This window comes from Saccharothrix sp. ST-888 (assembly GCF_000955975.1).
GTDB lineage: Bacteria > Actinomycetota > Actinomycetes > Streptomycetales > Streptomycetaceae > Kitasatospora.
Genome location: NZ_JYJF01000002.1, coordinates 140355 through 155822, shown reverse-complemented (window position 1 = coordinate 155822; position 15468 = coordinate 140355). Strand labels below are relative to the sequence as shown.

Here is a 15468-nt window from a genome sequence, read left to right as displayed (position 1 = left end):
CGGCAACTGTTTCATGATATGAAGTATCCGTTTTGCCCGTGTTTTCGATAATCAAGGGGAGAGAGTCGATGGCCGGCCCGGACCAAGGGTTCCTCGCAGAACTGAAGGACGCGGTGAAACCCCGCGCAGCGCTTCTGGTGATCGCCGTACTGCTGCTCCAGCTCGGCTTCATCACCTCGTACGTCGGCGCCCTGCACCACCCCGCACCGCACCGCCTGTCGATCGCCGTGGTCGCCCCGCCCCAGGTGAGCCCGAAACTGGTGGCCGGCCTCGAATCCGTCCCCAAGGACGCGGTCAAGGCCGTCCCGGCGGCGAGCCCGGAGGCGGCGACGGCGCAGCTCAAGGACCAGAGGATCTACGCGGCCCTGGTCTTCGACCCGAGCGGCACCGAGGACACCCTGCTGGTCGCCGGGGCCCGCGGCGCAGCGGCCGCCACCGCCGCCGAGCAGATCGTCACCGGTCTGGAGAAGACCCAGCACCGCACCCTGAAGGTCACCGACGTGGCACCGCTCGCGGCGGGCGACGCCAAGGGGCTCTCCTCCTTCTACCTGGTCATCGGCTGGTGTGTCGGCGGCTACCTGGTCGCCTCGATCCTCGGCATCAGCGCGGGCGCCCGGCCCGCCAACCGCCACCGGGCGCTGATCCGCCTCGGCGCCCTCGCGCTCTACTCGGTCGCGGCCGGGATCGGCGGCACGGTCATCGTCGGAGCGGCCCTGGACGCCCTGCCGGGATCCAGCTGGGGGCTGATCGGCCTCGGCAGCCTGGTGGTCTTCGCCGTCGGAGCGATCACCATGGCGCTGCAGTCGCTGTTCGACATCATCGGGATCGGGCTGGCGGTGCTGCTCTTCGTGGTGCTCGGCAACCCGAGTGCGGGCGGGGTCTACCCGCCGCCGCTGCTGCCCCCGTTCTGGCGGGCCATCGGCTCCTGGATCCCCAACGGCGCGGGCACGGACGCGGCCCGCTCGATCGCCTACTTCGGCGGCACCAACATCGGCACCCCGCTGCTGATCCTGGCCGCCTGGGCAGTGCTCGGCGTCGCGGTCACCTTCCTCGCGGTCATCCGCAAGCCCCGCTACGGCCGCGAGCTGGTGAACTGACCCGACCGCAGACCGCCGCCCCCTCCCCGCGCCCCACGGCGACCGCCTCAGCGCCGGGAGGGGGCGGCACCAGGTCGCCTTCCGTTCGAAGAGCTCCGCGCTACAGCCCCGGGGCGCCGATGGCCTGCCAGGCCGACTCGGTGGCGAAGCGGCCCGGGTCGGCGATGATGGCGCGGACGACTCCGGCGGCGGCGCCGAGCAGGGGCCCCCGGCGGCCGAGGCCGGAGGCGGCCAGCCAGTCGTCGGACCACGGGCGGACGGTCAGGCGGTTCGCCAGTTCGGCCCGCATGGGCGGGAGCAGCCACCGGGCCAGCTCCGCGTAGCCGCCGCCGAGCACGAGCTCCGCCGGGTCCAGCAGGTTGACCGCCCCGGCCGCCGCGATCCCGAGGGCCGAACCGACCACGGTCAGCGCCGTGAGCACGGCCGGATCCCCGGCCGCCGCCCGTTCGGCCAGCAGCGCGACCCAGTCGCCGCGGACGCCGTCCAGTCCGGCGGCCCGCAGCACCGCCGCCTGGCCCGCGTACTGCTCCAGACAGCCGCGCGCCCCGCACGCGCACTTCGGCCCGTCCGGCCGGACGGGTACGTGTCCCAGCTCGCCCGCGAAGCCCCGGGCGCCGCTCAGCAGCCGCCCGCCCAGCACGATGGCCGCGCCGATGCCCGCCTCGGCGGAGAGGTGGACGAAGTCGCCGCAGCGGCCGCCGAACCAGAGTTCGGCCAGCCCGCCGAGGTTGGCCTCGTTGTCGGCCTCGATCGGCAGTCCGGCCAGCTCGCCCGCCCCGGCGGCGCGCAGCGCGAGCCGGAGCTCGGCCACCGCGGGGACGCCGGTCCAGCCGAGGTTGGCGGCCCGCTCGACGATGCCGTCCGCGCCGCCGACCAGCCCGGGGACGGCGAGCCTGAGCCCGGCGGGGCGCAGCGCGGTGCCGTCGGCGGTGGCCCGCAGCAGTTCAGCGAGGTCGGCGAGGACGGCGGCGGACTCCCGGTCCCGGTTGCAGATCTCCATCCGCTGCCCGCCGCGGACCTCGCCGCGCAGGTCGACCAGGCAGACCGCGAGGTGTTCGACGCCGATCTCGGCCCCGAGGCCGCAGGGCCCTTCGGGGTTGAGGGCCAGTGCGGTGCCCGGGCGGCCGACCCGGCCGCTGGGCACGGCGGGGCCGGATTCGGTGAGGAGCCCGGCGGTGAGCAGCTCGTCGACCAGGGAGGAGACGGCGGTCCGGGTCAGGCCGGTGGCGGCGGCGACCTCGGCGCGGGAGCGCGGTCCGGACGCGATCTCGCCGAGGACGAGGCCCAGGTTGGCCCAGCGCATTCCCTGCTGACCGGCGGGTCCACCGCGCCGGCTGTCAGTCTCCCGCATGCCGCTGCCTTACTTCGTTACCGGCCGTAGCCATCCGACCGTCGAACATACGGTCGGACCTACGCAGCGTAACGGCGCTCACCGGCCGGATGCCCCGGACCCCCTCCCGGAGCGTAAAACGGCGGGTCGGCCGGCGGGTCTCAGACCCGCTCGGGCCGCGGCTCGGGCCGCCCCCCGGCGGCCGGCGGGCGCTCGGAGAGGAACACCCAGCGCTTCATCGCCCAGTACCGGAAGACCATCGCGAGTAGGGTTCCGACGATCATGCCGCTGAGGAAGTCGGCCACCTCCTGGGTGAAGGCGCTGACGTCCGGCTCGCGCAGGTCCAGCAGATAGCGGGAGACGGCCAGCGGGGCGTCGTTCACCAGGATCGCCAGTCCGCTGACCACGAAGAAGAGCACGGCCTCGCGGTGCGTGCCGTTGGTCCGGAAGGACCACTGCCGGTTGAGCACATAGGACACCAGGGTCGCGACCACGGTCGCGACGGTGAGCGAGGCCACCGGTTTGGCGTGCAGCACCGTGAGTTTCAGCCCGAAGTTGACGGCCATGGTGAGCACGAAGCAGGTGCCGCCCACCAGCAGGAACTTCACCAGCTTGCGGTGCTGCACCAGGAACGGGCGCAGTCGGGCCGGTACCAGGGCCAGGGCCCGCTGAGTAGGTGACGGCATTGCGGCAGTGTCGCACGCCGAGGTTTCCTGCCGGTACCGGGAAGACCCGCCCGGGGCATTACTCCCGGGTTCCCCTTGCGTGCCCCGGGCGGTCCCGCTACCGGCGCTGTCCGGCGGTGATCCGGAGCACGCCGGTGGTCGTCCCCTGGAGCACCACCCCGCCGGGCGCGATGCTGCCGACCATCTGCAGGGTGTCGGAGACGAAGCCCGCTCCGACGTACTTCGTGCGCACTGCGGCGCCGGTCTCCGGGTCCACCTCGGCGTAGTAGTACGGGTCCAGGATCGAGGTGGCGTCGGTGCCGGGGATCACGGGGTTGCGCAGGAAGGTGTGGATCAGGCCGTCTGCGGTGGAGAGCCGGGGGACCGCGGCCGAGCGGACCTTGGTGTCCCACTTCAGGTCGCAGCCGGAGCCGTCGGCCCGGACGTCCACCCGGCTCAGGCCGCCCTTGAAGTCGGCGGAGGCCGGCACGCTGTCGCCCGCGCCGTCCGGCAGCCTGGGGTACGGGTAGCCGTAGGTACTGGCGACGAACACCGAGTTCCCGGCGGCGATCGGAGAGTTCTCGCTGCCGCTGCCACCCGCCTTGAGCACCGGCACCGAGCAGACCTGCTCGCCGGTGGCGGCCCGGTAGACCAGCAGGTGCACGGTGGGTGCGGCGTTGTCCACCACCGTCAGGTAGTCGCTGCCGGTCCGCGGACCGAAGAAGGTCGGGGTGGAGCCGGTGCCCCAGCTGAGCTGCCCCGGCTTGCGACCCGGCCCGCGGTCGTACGCCTGGCGCCAGGCGATCTCGGGGGTGCCGTCGGCTCCTGCGGTGAGCAGGTAGGTGGCGTGGGTGGTGGAGACGGCGGTGCCGAGCGGGGCGGTGGAGATGCTGTTCGCGACCTTCTCCCCGGCCGGGAGGGCCAGGGTGCGGACGGCGCCGGTGCGGTCGTCGGCGGTGCCGACCACCCCGCCCGCGGTGGCGAACCAGACCCGGCCCTGCCAGTCCGGCGAGACCCCGGTGACCGAGTCACCGGCCTGGACGGCCCCGGCGAGCGGGAGCGAGCTGTCCAGGTACAGCTGCCAGCCGCCGGAGGCGGTGCGGCGGTGGGCGATCCGCAGCAGGGTGCGGTTGCCGTCCACTGCGACCAGGCGGTCCCGGTTGTCGAGGTAGGCGTAGACCCCGCCGAGCAACGAGCCCTTGGTGACCTGCAGTTCGGCCAGCGAGTCGCCGGTCGCCGGGTCGAGCAGGTGCACGGTCGGGGTCTGGCCGAAGATCGTGGTGCACAGGGCGACCGGGTAGCCGTCCGCACCGACCAGCACGGTCGGGCAGGCCGAGGCGAGTGCCGTCCGGCGCGAGTTGAGCGGACCGGCCGGAGGCCCCGGCAGCGGGGTGGCGTCGGAGGACCCGGTGTCGCCGTGCATGGTGGCGGTGCCGTCCGGGCCCGCGTACGGGCTGTGCGGCGGCAGCGGGCCGTACACGGTGGCGGCCTGCGCCGATGGGGTGCAGGTGATCAGGGCGGCTGCGGCGAGTACGGCAGCGCGGGAGGGCAGCGCGAAGCGCATGGAGGGTTCCCGTCGGTCGGAGGAGTGGAGGGCGCGTGGGACCGCACAGCGGTGCACTCCGCCCGGCGACGGGACTAGAAGGGGCCCGGCCGACGGCCGGGCGGGCGCACCGCGCTTCTCAGCGGGTGCGGTGACAGATCGCGGAACACGCGTACGCCAGGTCGACGTCCAGTCGACGGCTCAGGTACGCGTGACGATGCATGCCTGCCATCCTGACGGGCTGACAGCTTGTCTCACAAGGCCGTCTCACCCTGCGGGCACCAGGGTCTGACGCTCCGGCACAGTCTGCCGAATGCCACGTCAGAACCGGGCCGCCCGGGGGCGCGGGAACCGGGCGAGTCAGCCTCCCGTTCCCGCGCCCCGGACACCGCACGGGCGGCGTGCGTTCTCCGACTCGCGCCCCAGGGCGCCTACGCGGCGACGGCCAGGACCTCCGCCGGCTCCAGGGCCAGCCTCAGCACCTCGCGGACATCGGCCACCGGGTGGACGGTGAGCCGCTCCAGCACCTCGGCGGGGACGTCGTCCAAGTCGGGCTCGTTCCGCTTGGGGATGATCACGGCGGTGATCCCGGCGCGGTCGGCGGCGAGCAGCTTCTGCTTCACCCCGCCGATCGGCAGCACCCGGCCGGTCAGCGAGACCTCGCCCGTCATCGCCACGTCGGTGCGGACCTTGCGGCCGGAGAGCAGCGAGGCCAGTGCCGTGGTCATGGTGATACCGGCGCTCGGCCCGTCCTTGGGGACGGCGCCGGCCGGAACGTGCAGGTGCACGCCCCGGTCGCGCAGGTCGGTGACCGGCAGCTCCAGCTCGGCGCCGCGCGAGCGCAGGAAGGAGAGCGCGATGTGCGCGGACTCCTTCATCACGTCGCCCAGCTGACCGGTCAGGGTGAGACCGGTGCCGCCGGTCTCGGCGTCCGCCAGCGAGGCCTCGATGTAGAGGACGTCACCGCCGGCGCCCGTCACCGCGAGGCCGGTGGCCACCCCGGGGACGCCGGTGCGCCGCTCGGCGGGCTCCTGGGCGGACTCGGGGGTGTGGTGCGGCCGCCCGATCAGTGCCCGCAGGTCGTCGGCGCCGATCGCGACGGGCAGCTCGCGCTCCCCCAGTTCGCTCTGCGCGGCGACCTTCCGCAGGATGCGGGCGATCGAGCGCTCCAGGTTCCGTACGCCGGCCTCGCGGGTGTACTCGCCCGCCAGGCGGCGCAGCGCGGCCTCGTCGACCGAGACCTCCTCGCCCGTCAGGCCGGCCTTCTCGCGCTGCCTGGGCAGCAGGTGGTCGCGGGCGATGACGACCTTCTCGTCCTCGGTGTAGCCGTCCAGGCGGACCAGCTCCATCCGGTCGAGCAGCGGCTCGGGGATGGCCTCCAGCACGTTGGCGGTGGCGAGGAAGACCACGTCGGAGAGGTCCAGCTCGACCTCCAGGTAGTGGTCGCGGAAGGTGTGGTTCTGCGCCGGGTCGAGGACTTCGAGCAGCGCGGCCGCCGGGTCGCCCCGGTAGTCGGAGCCGACCTTGTCGATCTCGTCCAGCAGGACCACCGGGTTCATCGAACCGGCCTCCTTGATGGCGCGCACCACACGGCCGGGGAGCGCGCCGACGTACGTGCGCCGGTGGCCGCGGATCTCCGCCTCGTCCCGGACGCCGCCGAGCGCCACCCGGACGAACTTCCGGCCCATCGCACGGGCGACCGACTCACCGAGTGAGGTCTTTCCCACACCGGGCGGCCCGACCAGCGCGAGCACCGCTCCCCCGCGCCTGCCGCCGATCAGGCCGAGCCCCTGGTCGGCCCGGCGCTTGCGGACCGCCAGGTACTCGACGATCCGGTCCTTCACGTCGGCCAGGCCCGCGTGGTCGGCGTCCAGCACCGCGCGGGCGCCGGCGATGTCGTAGGCGTCCTCGCTGCGCTCGTTCCAGGGCAGTTCGAGGACGGTGTCCAGCCAGGTGCGGATCCAGGAGCCCTCGGGCGACTGGTCGCTCGCCCGCTCCAGCTTGTCGACCTCCTTGAGGGCGGCCTCGCGGACCTTGTCCGGCAGCTCGGCGGCCTCGACCCGGGCCCGGTAGTCGCCCTCCTCGTCGGCCGGGTCGCCGTTCAGCTCGGCGAGCTCCTTGCGGACCGCCTCCAGCTGGCGGCGGAGCAGGAACTCCTTCTGCTGCTTGGCCACGCCCTCCTCGACGTCCTTGCGGATGGTGTCGTTGACCTCCTCCTCCGCGAGGTGGTCGCGCAGCAGGGTCAGCGCGTACTCCAGCCGGGCCGCCTGGTCGGCCTCCAGCAGCACCTTCAGCTTCTGCTCGGCGGTGGCGAAGGGCGCGTACCCGATGTTGTCGGCGAGCTCGCCGACGCCCTCGATCTGGGCCACCCGGTCGACGATCTGCCAGGCGCCGCGCTTGCGCAGCCACTGGGTGGAGAGTGCCTTGTACTCCTTGACCAGCTCGGCGGCGCGACCGGCCACCGGCAGGCCCGGGTCGGACTCGCGGAACGGGCTGGTCTCCACCCAGAGCGCTGCGCCGGGCCCCGTCGTACCGGCGCCGATCCGCACCCGGCGGACGGCGCGGACCAGGGCCGCCGGGTCTCCGTCGGCCAGCCGGCCGACCTGTTCGACGGTGGCCAGGGTGCCCACCGCCGCGTACGAGCCGTCCAACCGGGGCACCAGCAGGACCTGCGGCTTCGCCCCACCGGCGGAAGCTGCCCGAGCCGCCTCGACGGCGGCGCGCACCTCGGTGTCGGACAGGTCCAGCGGGACCACCATGCCCGGGAGCACTACTTCGTCGTCGAGTGGCAGTACGGGCAGGGTGAGCGAAGCGGACGTCGATGCCATGATCTCTCCCCAGTCAGTGAAGTTGAGTTGACCTGACTAAGGCTTGGCGAAGACCGGTTGTTCCCACCCCGATGTTCGCCCTGAGCGATCACGCCCCGGCAGCCCGTGATCCCGCACCCGCGATCCCCGGGAGCCCGAGATCCCGAGCCCCGCGAACGCGAGGCGCACGGACCTGCACAGACATGAGGTACGGCACATCGGGCACGGCGCCCGAGGCGCGGCCCACGGGAGCCGTTCAACAGCCGGGCGGGCGCCCGAAATCCCGCTGCGGCGGATTCACGCCGCCGAGGGGGTGGTCCGGCTCGGCGGGCTCACGCCTCCGAGGCGGCGATCCGGCCCGGCAGGAGGCGGCGGAGCCGGAGCGGGCGGCCGCGACCGCGGCGGAGCCAGCGCCAGAGCGAGATGCCGACCAGCAGGGCCACCGGGTGTCCGACACCGGTGACCAGGTCCTGGTCGGTGAGGATCTGATGCCCGATCATGCCACCCGCGCCGGCCAGCGCGAGGATCCGGCCGGTCGGCCGCAGCAGCCCGGCGAGCGCGCCGAGACTGGCCAGCACGCCGTAGCTGACACCGATGTCGAGGCTGTCCAGTGCGTCGGGGCCGAGTCGCCCGGCGGCCACGCTGAGCGCGACGACCAGCTGCGAGAGCAGGGTGGCCAGCACGTGGCCGGCCCCGAAGGCCACCGCTGCCCGCAGCCCGCCGACCCGCCGCTCCAGCGGCGCCACGGTGAAGGCGAAGGCCCACAGGTACGGCATCCAGACCGGCCCGGCCACCCAGAGGCCGCTGAGCAGCAGGGCGAGGACCGGCCGGTGCAGCAGGTTGTGGCCGTCGGTGCTGGAGACCTCCTGGAGCCTGCGCACCAGCGCGGGGTCGCCGAAGCGGGAGAACAGGGTGGTGCCGAGCAGCACCAGCAGATAGCTGAGCGCGAAGGGGTTGCGGCGCGGGGTGGGCACCAGTCGCCGCACCTTGTCCAGCAGTCCGGTCAACGCCAGCAGGCCGGATCCCCGCCCGTGGGCGGCACCGGTCGCGCCGTGTCCCAGCTCCGGCATTCCGCCTCCGCTCCAGGTCGTGGGTGGCGTGGGTGGCGTTGTCGTGCCCACGTTACGTCGAGCTCCTGAGAGCTCGCTGAGAGGGACCTGTGAAGATCGCGCCAAAACCGGGCCCGACCCCCTCCCCACCTTGGTCCGTACCAGCCCTTTGTTTACGGACGAGTAGTCACTTCGCAGGGAAGTCTGCCATCCGTTCGAGGGCATACGCACCGTTACGGGCGATATTTTTGCCGGGTAAGGTATCGCCCCGTACCCCGTCCCGGGCAGGTCTCCGGCCCCGGCCAACAGGCCGGTTGTATCCGGTTCACCTGCCGGGATGCTCGCAGTGTCCGTACGCTGCGATGAGAGCGGAGGGCACGCAGACCACACCTGCGGGCCTTTCCTTCCGATGCCGACGGCGGACGGCACTTCGGGCGGACCGCGGGCCGGACACGGCCCATGACGGAACAAGACGACTACGAGCGGAGCCCGCTGTCCCCACAGGCAGTCGGCCCGCAGCCCTGGGGGCGGTGGCGTGACCGTGACAGAAATTCAGCAGGAGAGCACCGGCACTGGCAGTCCGGTGACCACACAGCGACGCGTGCTCGTCGTCGAGGACGAGCCGACGATCGCCGAGTCGATCGCGGCCCGGCTCGGCGCCGAGGGCTTCAAGGTCGCCGTGGCCCACGACGGCCCCGGCGCGGTGGACGGTTTCCACACCTGGCAGCCGGACCTGGTGGTCCTCGACGTGATGCTGCCCGGCTTCGACGGGCTCGAGGTGTGCCGCCGGATCCAGGCGCAGCGCCCGGTTCCGGTCCTGATGCTGACCGCCCGCGACGACGAGACGGACCTGCTGGTCGGCCTCGGGGTCGGCGCGGACGACTACATGACAAAGCCGTTCTCGATGCGTGAGCTGGCGGCCCGGGTCAACGTGCTGCTGCGCCGCGTGGAGCGGGCCCAGCAGGCGGCCAGGACGCCCGCGCTCGGGTCCCTGCGCTTCGGCGAGCTGGAGATCGACCACGTCCAGCGCCGGGTCCGGCTCGGCGCCGGCGACGTCCACCTGACGCCGACCGAGTTCGACCTGCTGGCCTGCCTCGCCGCCCAGCCGCGCGCCGTGCTCACCCGCGAGCAGCTGCTGGCCGAGGTCTGGGACTGGACGGACGCCTCCGGCACCCGCACCGTCGACAGCCACGTCAAGGCACTGCGCCGCAAGATCGGCGCCAGTTGGATCCGTACGGTGCACGGAGTCGGATATGCCCTGGAGGCACCGCTCTCCTGAGCCGTACCGGTGCTTGGGCCACCGGGGGGCCCAGGTCCGGCAGGCAGGGGGACGACGCAGGGACGACATGACCTTTCCACAGCAACGCAACGGGGCGAACCCGCAGCGGCCCGCCGAGGCGAGCGCCGCCGCACAGGAGCGCCGCGGCCTGGCCGCGCGCGTCGCGAGCCGCATCTGGGCCGACATCCGGCCCCTGGACCCGGTCCGCTCGATCAAGGGCAAGCTGGCCCTGCTGGTGAGCGTGTCGGTGTTCCTGGCCACCGGCATGGCGGTGGTCGCGATCCGGTCCGAGACCCAGATCCGGATCATCATGATCTTCTCGATGATCGCCTCGCTGCTCTTCATGCAGTTCCTGGCGCACGGGCTGACCGCGCCGCTGCGCGCCATGACCGCCGCCGCCCGCGCCATGGCGAGCGGCGACTACAGCGCCCGGGTGGAGGTCTCCTCCCGGGACGAGGTCGGTGAGCTGGCCGACACCTTCAACCGGATGGCCGCCGATCTGGAGGCCGCCGACCGGCACCGCCGCGAGCTGGTCGCCAATGTCTCGCACGAGCTGCGCACACCGATCGCCGCCCTGCGCGCCGTCCTGGAGAACGTGGTGGACGGTGTCGTCCAGCCCAATCCGAAGACGCTGGGCGCCGCACTGGAGCAGACCGAGCGGCTCGGCCGCCTGGTCACCCACCTGCTGGACCTCTCCAAGCTGGACGACGGCGTGGTCCCGCTGGACGCCCGCCCGTTCGAGGTCCGCCCCTTCCTGGACGGAGTGCTGCGCGGCGTCACGGTGGACGGCGCCACGGCCGGCGGCGCCTACGCCAGACGCGACGACGTGAAGCTGCGCCTGGACGTCAGCCCGGCCGCGCTGACCGGCGTCGCCGACACCGAGCGGCTGCACCAGGTGGTCGCCAACCTGGTGGACAACGCCTGCAAGCACTCCCCCACCGGGGGCACCGTGACGGTCCGGGCGAGAGTGGGGGACCACCCCGGCGCACTGCTGCTGGAGGTCGAGGACCAGGGTCCCGGCATCCCGGTGCAGGACCGCAGCCATGTGTTCGAGCGCTTCGGCCGCAGCGGTACGGCGACCGCCCAGGGGCCCGGCAGCGACGGCGGAACCGGCCTCGGGCTGGCCATCGCCCGCTGGGCGGTCGACCTGCACGGTGGCCGGATCAGGGTGGCCGAGGCAGCCGAGGGCTGCCGGATCGAGGTCGCCCTGCCGGGGACGGGAGCGGCCGAGGAAGACGCCCCCGGCGCGGAGGCCGCCGACCGGCGCTGACGCGCGGCGACGGGTCGGGGGCCGGATCCGGCGGGCGGCGCTCCGCCCGGTCCCGGTTGCCCCGATCTGTCACAGAACTGGAACACAAGACATCCGATCATGTGTCAGGTCACTCTTCATGGGGCAGCGACCTGCAGTATTGTCCAAGTTTGTAGGGATTTCGACCGAACGAGCGGGCGCCTGTCTACCCGTTGGTCGACTGTTCTAACGCACGTTTCCAGCCAAATTGCAGGTCAGTACTGTGATCTGGACGACGCCTACCGGCTGGGGACTGCGCGATCACTGTTCGGAGGCGTAGCCTTAATCCCCGCTGTCCACCATCCCAAAAGGAAGCGGAAGAGGGCGGTTGCCCCGTGTCGCCACACCCTGAAACCCCCGTCAGCTCGGCAAGCTCCACTGGCTTCGGCCCCAACGAGTGGCTCGTCGACGAGATCTACCAGCAGTACCTCCAGGATCCCAACTCGGTCGACCGAGCCTGGTGGGACTTTTTCGCCGACTACAAGCCCGGTACCGAGGTGACTCCAGTGACCCAGGCCGCAACCCAGGCCGGCCCCACGCCGACCACCGTTGCTGCTCCTGCCGCCCCCGCTGCTGCTCCGGCGGCGCCCGCCCCCGCTGCACCGGCCGCTCCGGCCCCGGTCCAGCCGGCGCCCGCGCCGCTCGCCGCAGCCCCTGCCGCGCCGCCCGCGCCGAAGGCCGCTGTCCCGGCCGCGCCCGCGCCGGCCGCGGAGGGCCCCGAGCTGGTCGTGCTGCGTGGCCCGGCCAAGGCGGTCGCCACCAACATGGACGCCTCGCTGGAGGTGCCGACCGCAACGTCGGTCCGCGCCGTGCCGGCCAAGCTGCTGATCGACAACCGCATTGTCATCAACAACCACCTGCAGCGCGCCCGTGGTGGCAAGGTCTCCTTCACCCACCTGATCGGCTACGCCCTCGTCCAGGCCATCAAGGCCAGCCCGGGGATGAACCACAGCTACCAGGTCAAGGACGGCAAGTCCTACCTGGTGAAGCCCGAGCACGTGAACCTCGGCCTGGCCATCGACCTGGTCAAGCCGAACGGCGACCGCCAGCTCGTGGTCGCGGCCATCAAGAAGGCCGAGACCCTCGACTTCTTCGGCTTCTGGCAGGCCTACGAGGACATCGTCCGCCGCGCCCGCGCCAACAAGCTGACGATGGACGACTTCACCGGCGTCACCGTCTCGCTGACCAACCCCGGCGGCATCGGCACCGTGCACTCCGTGCCGCGCCTGATGCAGAACCAGGGCACCATCGTCGGCGTCGGCGCCATGGAGTACCCGGCCGAGTTCCAGGGCTCCTCCCAGGACACCCTGGCCAAGCTGGGCATCTCCAAGATCATGACGCTCACCTCGACCTACGACCACCGGGTCATCCAGGGTGCGGCGTCCGGCGAGTTCCTGCGCACCATCCACCAGCTGCTGCTGGGCGAGCACGGGTTCTACGACGAGGTCTTCGAGTCGCTGCGGATCCCGTACGAGCCGGTCCGCTGGGCGACCGACGTCGCCACCACCCACGACGACGAGGTCAACAAGACCGCCCGCGTCATGGAGCTGATCCACTCCTACCGGGTCCGCGGCCACCTGATGGCGGACACCGACCCGCTGGAGTACAAGCAGCGCAAGCACCCCGACCTGGACGTGGTCTCGCACGGCCTCACCCTGTGGGACCTGGAGCGCGAGTTCGCGGTCGGCGGCTTCGGCGGCCAGAAGATGATGAAGCTCCGCGACATCCTCGGCCTGCTGCGCAACACCTACTGCCGCACCGTCGGCGTCGAGTACATGCACATCCAGGACCCGAAGCAGCGCAAGTGGCTGCAGGAGCGCCTGGAGAAGCCGTACACCAAGCCCGAGCGCGAGGAGCAGCTGCGCATCCTGCGCCGGCTGAACTCCGCCGAGGCCTTCGAGACCTTCCTGCAGACCAAGTACGTCGGGCAGAAGCGTTTCTCGCTGGAGGGCGGCGAGTCGCTCATCCCGCTGCTGGACGCGACCATCGACGCCGCGGCCGAGCACCGCCTCGACGAGGCCGTCATCGGCATGGCCCACCGCGGCCGCCTGAACGTGCTGGCCAACATCGTCGGCAAGCCGTACGGCAAGATCTTCGGCGAGTTCGAGGGCAACCTCGACCCGAAGTCGATGCACGGCTCCGGCGACGTCAAGTACCACCTGGGCTCCGAGGGCACCTTCACCGGCCTGGACGGCGAGACCATCAAGGTCTCGCTCGCCGCGAACCCCTCCCACCTGGAGGCCGTGGACCCGGTCGTCGAGGGCATCGCCCGCGCCAAGCAGGACATCCTGGACCAGGGCGGCACGTCCTTCCCGGTGCTGCCGATCCAGATCCACGGTGACGCGGCCTTCGCCGGCCAGGGCGTCGTCGCGGAGACCCTGAACATGTCGCAGCTGCGCGGCTACCGCACCGGCGGCACCGTGCACGTCGTGGTGAACAACCAGGTCGGCTTCACCGCCGCCCCGGCCAGCAGCCGTTCCTCGATGTACTGCACCGACGTGGCCCGCATGATCGAGGCCCCGATCTTCCACGTGAACGGCGACGACCCGGAGGCCGTGGTCCGCGTCGCGCGGCTCGCCTTCGAGTTCCGCCAGACGTTCCACAAGGACGTCGTGATCGACCTCATCTGCTACCGCCGCCGCGGTCACAACGAGGCCGACAACCCGTCGTTCACCCAGCCGCTGATGTACGACCTGATCGACAAGAAGCGCTCGGTGCGCAAGCTGTACACCGAGGGCCTGATCGGTCGCGGCGACATCACCATGGAAGAGGCGGAGCAGGCGCTCCAGGACTTCCAGGGCCAGCTGGAGAAGGTCTTCTCCGAGGTCCGCGCGGCCGCCACCGCCCCGGCGCCCACCGCCAACGGCAAGCCGGTCGCCGACTTCCCGGTCAGCATCCAGACCGGCATCTCCGAGGAGATGGTGAAGCGGATCGCCGCCTCGCAGGTCAACCTGCCGGACTGGCTGACCGTCCACCCGCGTCTGCTGCCGCAGCTGCAGCGCCGCGCCGCCTCGGTCGAGGACAACACCATCGACTGGGCGATGGGCGAGACCCTGGCCATCGGCTCGCTGCTGATGGAGGGCCACCCGGTCCGCCTGGCCGGCCAGGACAGCCGTCGCGGCACCTTCGGCCAGCGCCACGCGGTCCTGATCGACCGGGTCAGCGGCGAGGACTACACCCCGCTGCTGTACCTGACGGAGGACCAGGCCCGCTACACCGTCTACGACAGCCTGCTGTCGGAGTATGCGGCGATGGGCTTCGAGTACGGCTACTCGCTGACCCGCCCGAACGCGCTGGTCATGTGGGAGGCGCAGTTCGGCGACTTCGTCAACGGCGCGCAGACCGTGGTGGACGAGTACATCGCCTCCGCCGAGCAGAAGTGGGGCCAGCACTCCGGCGTCACCCTGCTGCTGCCGCACGGCTACGAGGGCCAGGGCCCGGACCACTCGTCCTCCCGCCCGGAGCGCTTCCTGCAGCTGTGCGCGCAGAACAACATGACGGTGGCCATGCCGACCCTGCCGTCGAACTACTTCCACCTGCTGCGCTGGCAGGCGCACAACCCGCACCACAAGCCGCTGGTCGTCTTCACCCCGAAGTCGATGCTGCGTCTGAAGGCTGCGGCGTCGGCCGCCTCGGAGTTCCTCTCCGGCTCGTTCCGCCCGGTCATCGGCGACTCCACGGTGGACCCGGCGAACGTGCGCAAGGTCGTCATCACGGCCGGCAAGTTCTACTACGACCTGGAGGCCGCCCGCGCCGAGCGTGGTGTCACCGACACCGCGATCGTCCGGGTCGAGCGGCTCTACCCGCTGCCGGTGGCCGAGCTCCAGGAGGAGCTGAGCCGCTACGGCGAGAACGTCCAGTTCATCTGGGCGCAGGAGGAGCCGGCCAACCAGGGTGCCTGGCCGTTCATCGCGATGAACCTGGTCGACCACCTGCAGGTCGTCATCGGCCGCAGCGCCAACGGTGGTGCGCGCCTGCGCCGCGTCGCCCGCACGGCCTCCTCGGCCCCCGCGGTCGGCTCGGCCAAGCGTCACGCCGCCGAGCAGCAGGCCCTGCTCGACGAGGTCTTCAGCCTCTGAGGCAGCTGAAGGTCCCGAAGCACTGACGGCCCGGTCCCCGCTCCGGCGGGGGCCGGGCCCGCGGCTATTCTGACCAGGTCAATTCCCATCGGAGCGGAGCGCAGAACCGTGTACTTCACCGACCGAGGCATCGAGGAACTGGAGAGCCGCCGCGGCGACGAGGAGGTCACTTTCGAGTGGCTGGCCGAGCGGCTGCGGGAGTTCGTCGACCTCAACCCCGACTTCGAGATCCCGGTCGAGCGGCTGGCCACCTGGCTGGCCCGGCTGGACGACGAGGACGAGGACTGACCCGCGCGCCGAGGGCCCGGGAGGCTGCTGCCTCCCGGGCCCT

Annotated in this window: 10 protein-coding genes; 5 read left to right on the top strand and 5 right to left on the bottom strand. The window is 72.0% G+C overall.

Annotated elements, in window-relative coordinates:
• Positions 1–68 precede the first annotated feature (68 nt).
• A complete protein-coding gene (locus UK12_RS02040) occupies positions 69–1097 on the top strand; it encodes an ABC transporter permease (RefSeq protein ID WP_045298737.1) in 1029 nt (342 codons plus the stop codon).
• A gap of 100 nt (positions 1098–1197) precedes the next feature.
• Here the strand turns inward: UK12_RS02040 and UK12_RS02035 are convergent, their stop codons facing one another.
• The 5 genes from UK12_RS02035 to UK12_RS02015 form a co-directional block, all read right to left on the bottom strand.
• On the bottom strand, positions 1198–2448 hold the full coding sequence (locus UK12_RS02035; RefSeq protein WP_045298734.1) for an ROK family transcriptional regulator: 1251 nt from the start codon (positions 2446–2448) through the stop codon (positions 1198–1200).
• A 140-nt stretch (positions 2449–2588) separates the two neighbouring features.
• Positions 2589–3113, bottom strand: coding sequence for a GtrA family protein (locus UK12_RS02030; RefSeq protein WP_045298732.1), 525 nt, complete (start codon positions 3111–3113; stop codon positions 2589–2591).
• Between the two features lie 97 nt (positions 3114–3210).
• Positions 3211–4656: a hypothetical protein gene (locus tag UK12_RS02025; protein WP_045298730.1), complete on the bottom strand. Its 1446-nt coding sequence runs from the start codon at positions 4654–4656 to the stop codon at positions 3211–3213.
• A gap of 410 nt (positions 4657–5066) precedes the next feature.
• A complete protein-coding gene (gene lon, locus UK12_RS02020; RefSeq protein ID WP_045298728.1) occupies positions 5067–7463 on the bottom strand; it encodes an endopeptidase La in 2397 nt (798 codons plus the stop codon).
• A gap of 311 nt (positions 7464–7774) precedes the next feature.
• Entirely contained in the window at positions 7775–8512 is a 738-nt protein-coding gene (locus UK12_RS02015; protein WP_052681359.1) for a rhomboid-like protein, read from the bottom strand.
• 580 nt (positions 8513–9092) lie between these two features.
• Here UK12_RS02015 and UK12_RS02010 point away from each other — a divergent pair.
• The 4 genes from UK12_RS02010 (at position 9093) to UK12_RS01995 (ending at position 15425) form a co-directional block, all read left to right on the top strand.
• On the top strand, positions 9093–9770 hold the full coding sequence (locus UK12_RS02010) for a response regulator transcription factor (protein WP_197084468.1): 678 nt from the start codon (positions 9093–9095) through the stop codon (positions 9768–9770).
• Between the two features lie 67 nt (positions 9771–9837).
• Entirely contained in the window at positions 9838–11040 is a 1203-nt protein-coding gene (locus UK12_RS02005; RefSeq protein WP_082119225.1) for a sensor histidine kinase, read from the top strand.
• Between the two features lie 353 nt (positions 11041–11393).
• The gene (locus UK12_RS02000) at positions 11394–15137 is read left to right on the top strand and encodes a multifunctional oxoglutarate decarboxylase/oxoglutarate dehydrogenase thiamine pyrophosphate-binding subunit/dihydrolipoyllysine-residue succinyltransferase subunit (RefSeq protein ID WP_045298726.1); all 3744 of its coding nucleotides are present in this window, start codon (positions 11394–11396) and stop codon (positions 15135–15137) included.
• 108 nt (positions 15138–15245) lie between these two features.
• Positions 15246–15425, top strand: coding sequence for a DUF6104 family protein (locus UK12_RS01995; protein WP_030267971.1), 180 nt, complete (start codon positions 15246–15248; stop codon positions 15423–15425).
• The last annotated feature ends 43 nt before the right edge of the window (positions 15426–15468 follow it).

What these genes read in the sequence shown, in the direction of transcription:
- UK12_RS02040 (WP_045298737.1), top strand. Translation starts at nt 69, where the DNA reads ATGGCCGGCCCGGACCAAGGGTTCCTCGCAGAACTGAAGGACGCGGTG.
- UK12_RS02035 (WP_045298734.1), bottom strand. Translation starts at nt 2,448, where the DNA reads ATGCGGGAGACTGACAGCCGGCGCGGTGGACCCGCCGGTCAGCAGGGA.
- UK12_RS02030 (WP_045298732.1), bottom strand. Translation starts at nt 3,113, where the DNA reads ATGCCGTCACCTACTCAGCGGGCCCTGGCCCTGGTACCGGCCCGACTG.
- UK12_RS02025 (WP_045298730.1), bottom strand. Translation starts at nt 4,656, where the DNA reads ATGCGCTTCGCGCTGCCCTCCCGCGCTGCCGTACTCGCCGCAGCCGCC.
- lon (WP_045298728.1), bottom strand. Translation starts at nt 7,463, where the DNA reads ATGGCATCGACGTCCGCTTCGCTCACCCTGCCCGTACTGCCACTCGAC.
- UK12_RS02015 (WP_052681359.1), bottom strand. Translation starts at nt 8,512, where the DNA reads ATGCCGGAGCTGGGACACGGCGCGACCGGTGCCGCCCACGGGCGGGGA.
- UK12_RS02005 (WP_082119225.1), top strand. Translation starts at nt 9,838, where the DNA reads ATGACCTTTCCACAGCAACGCAACGGGGCGAACCCGCAGCGGCCCGCC.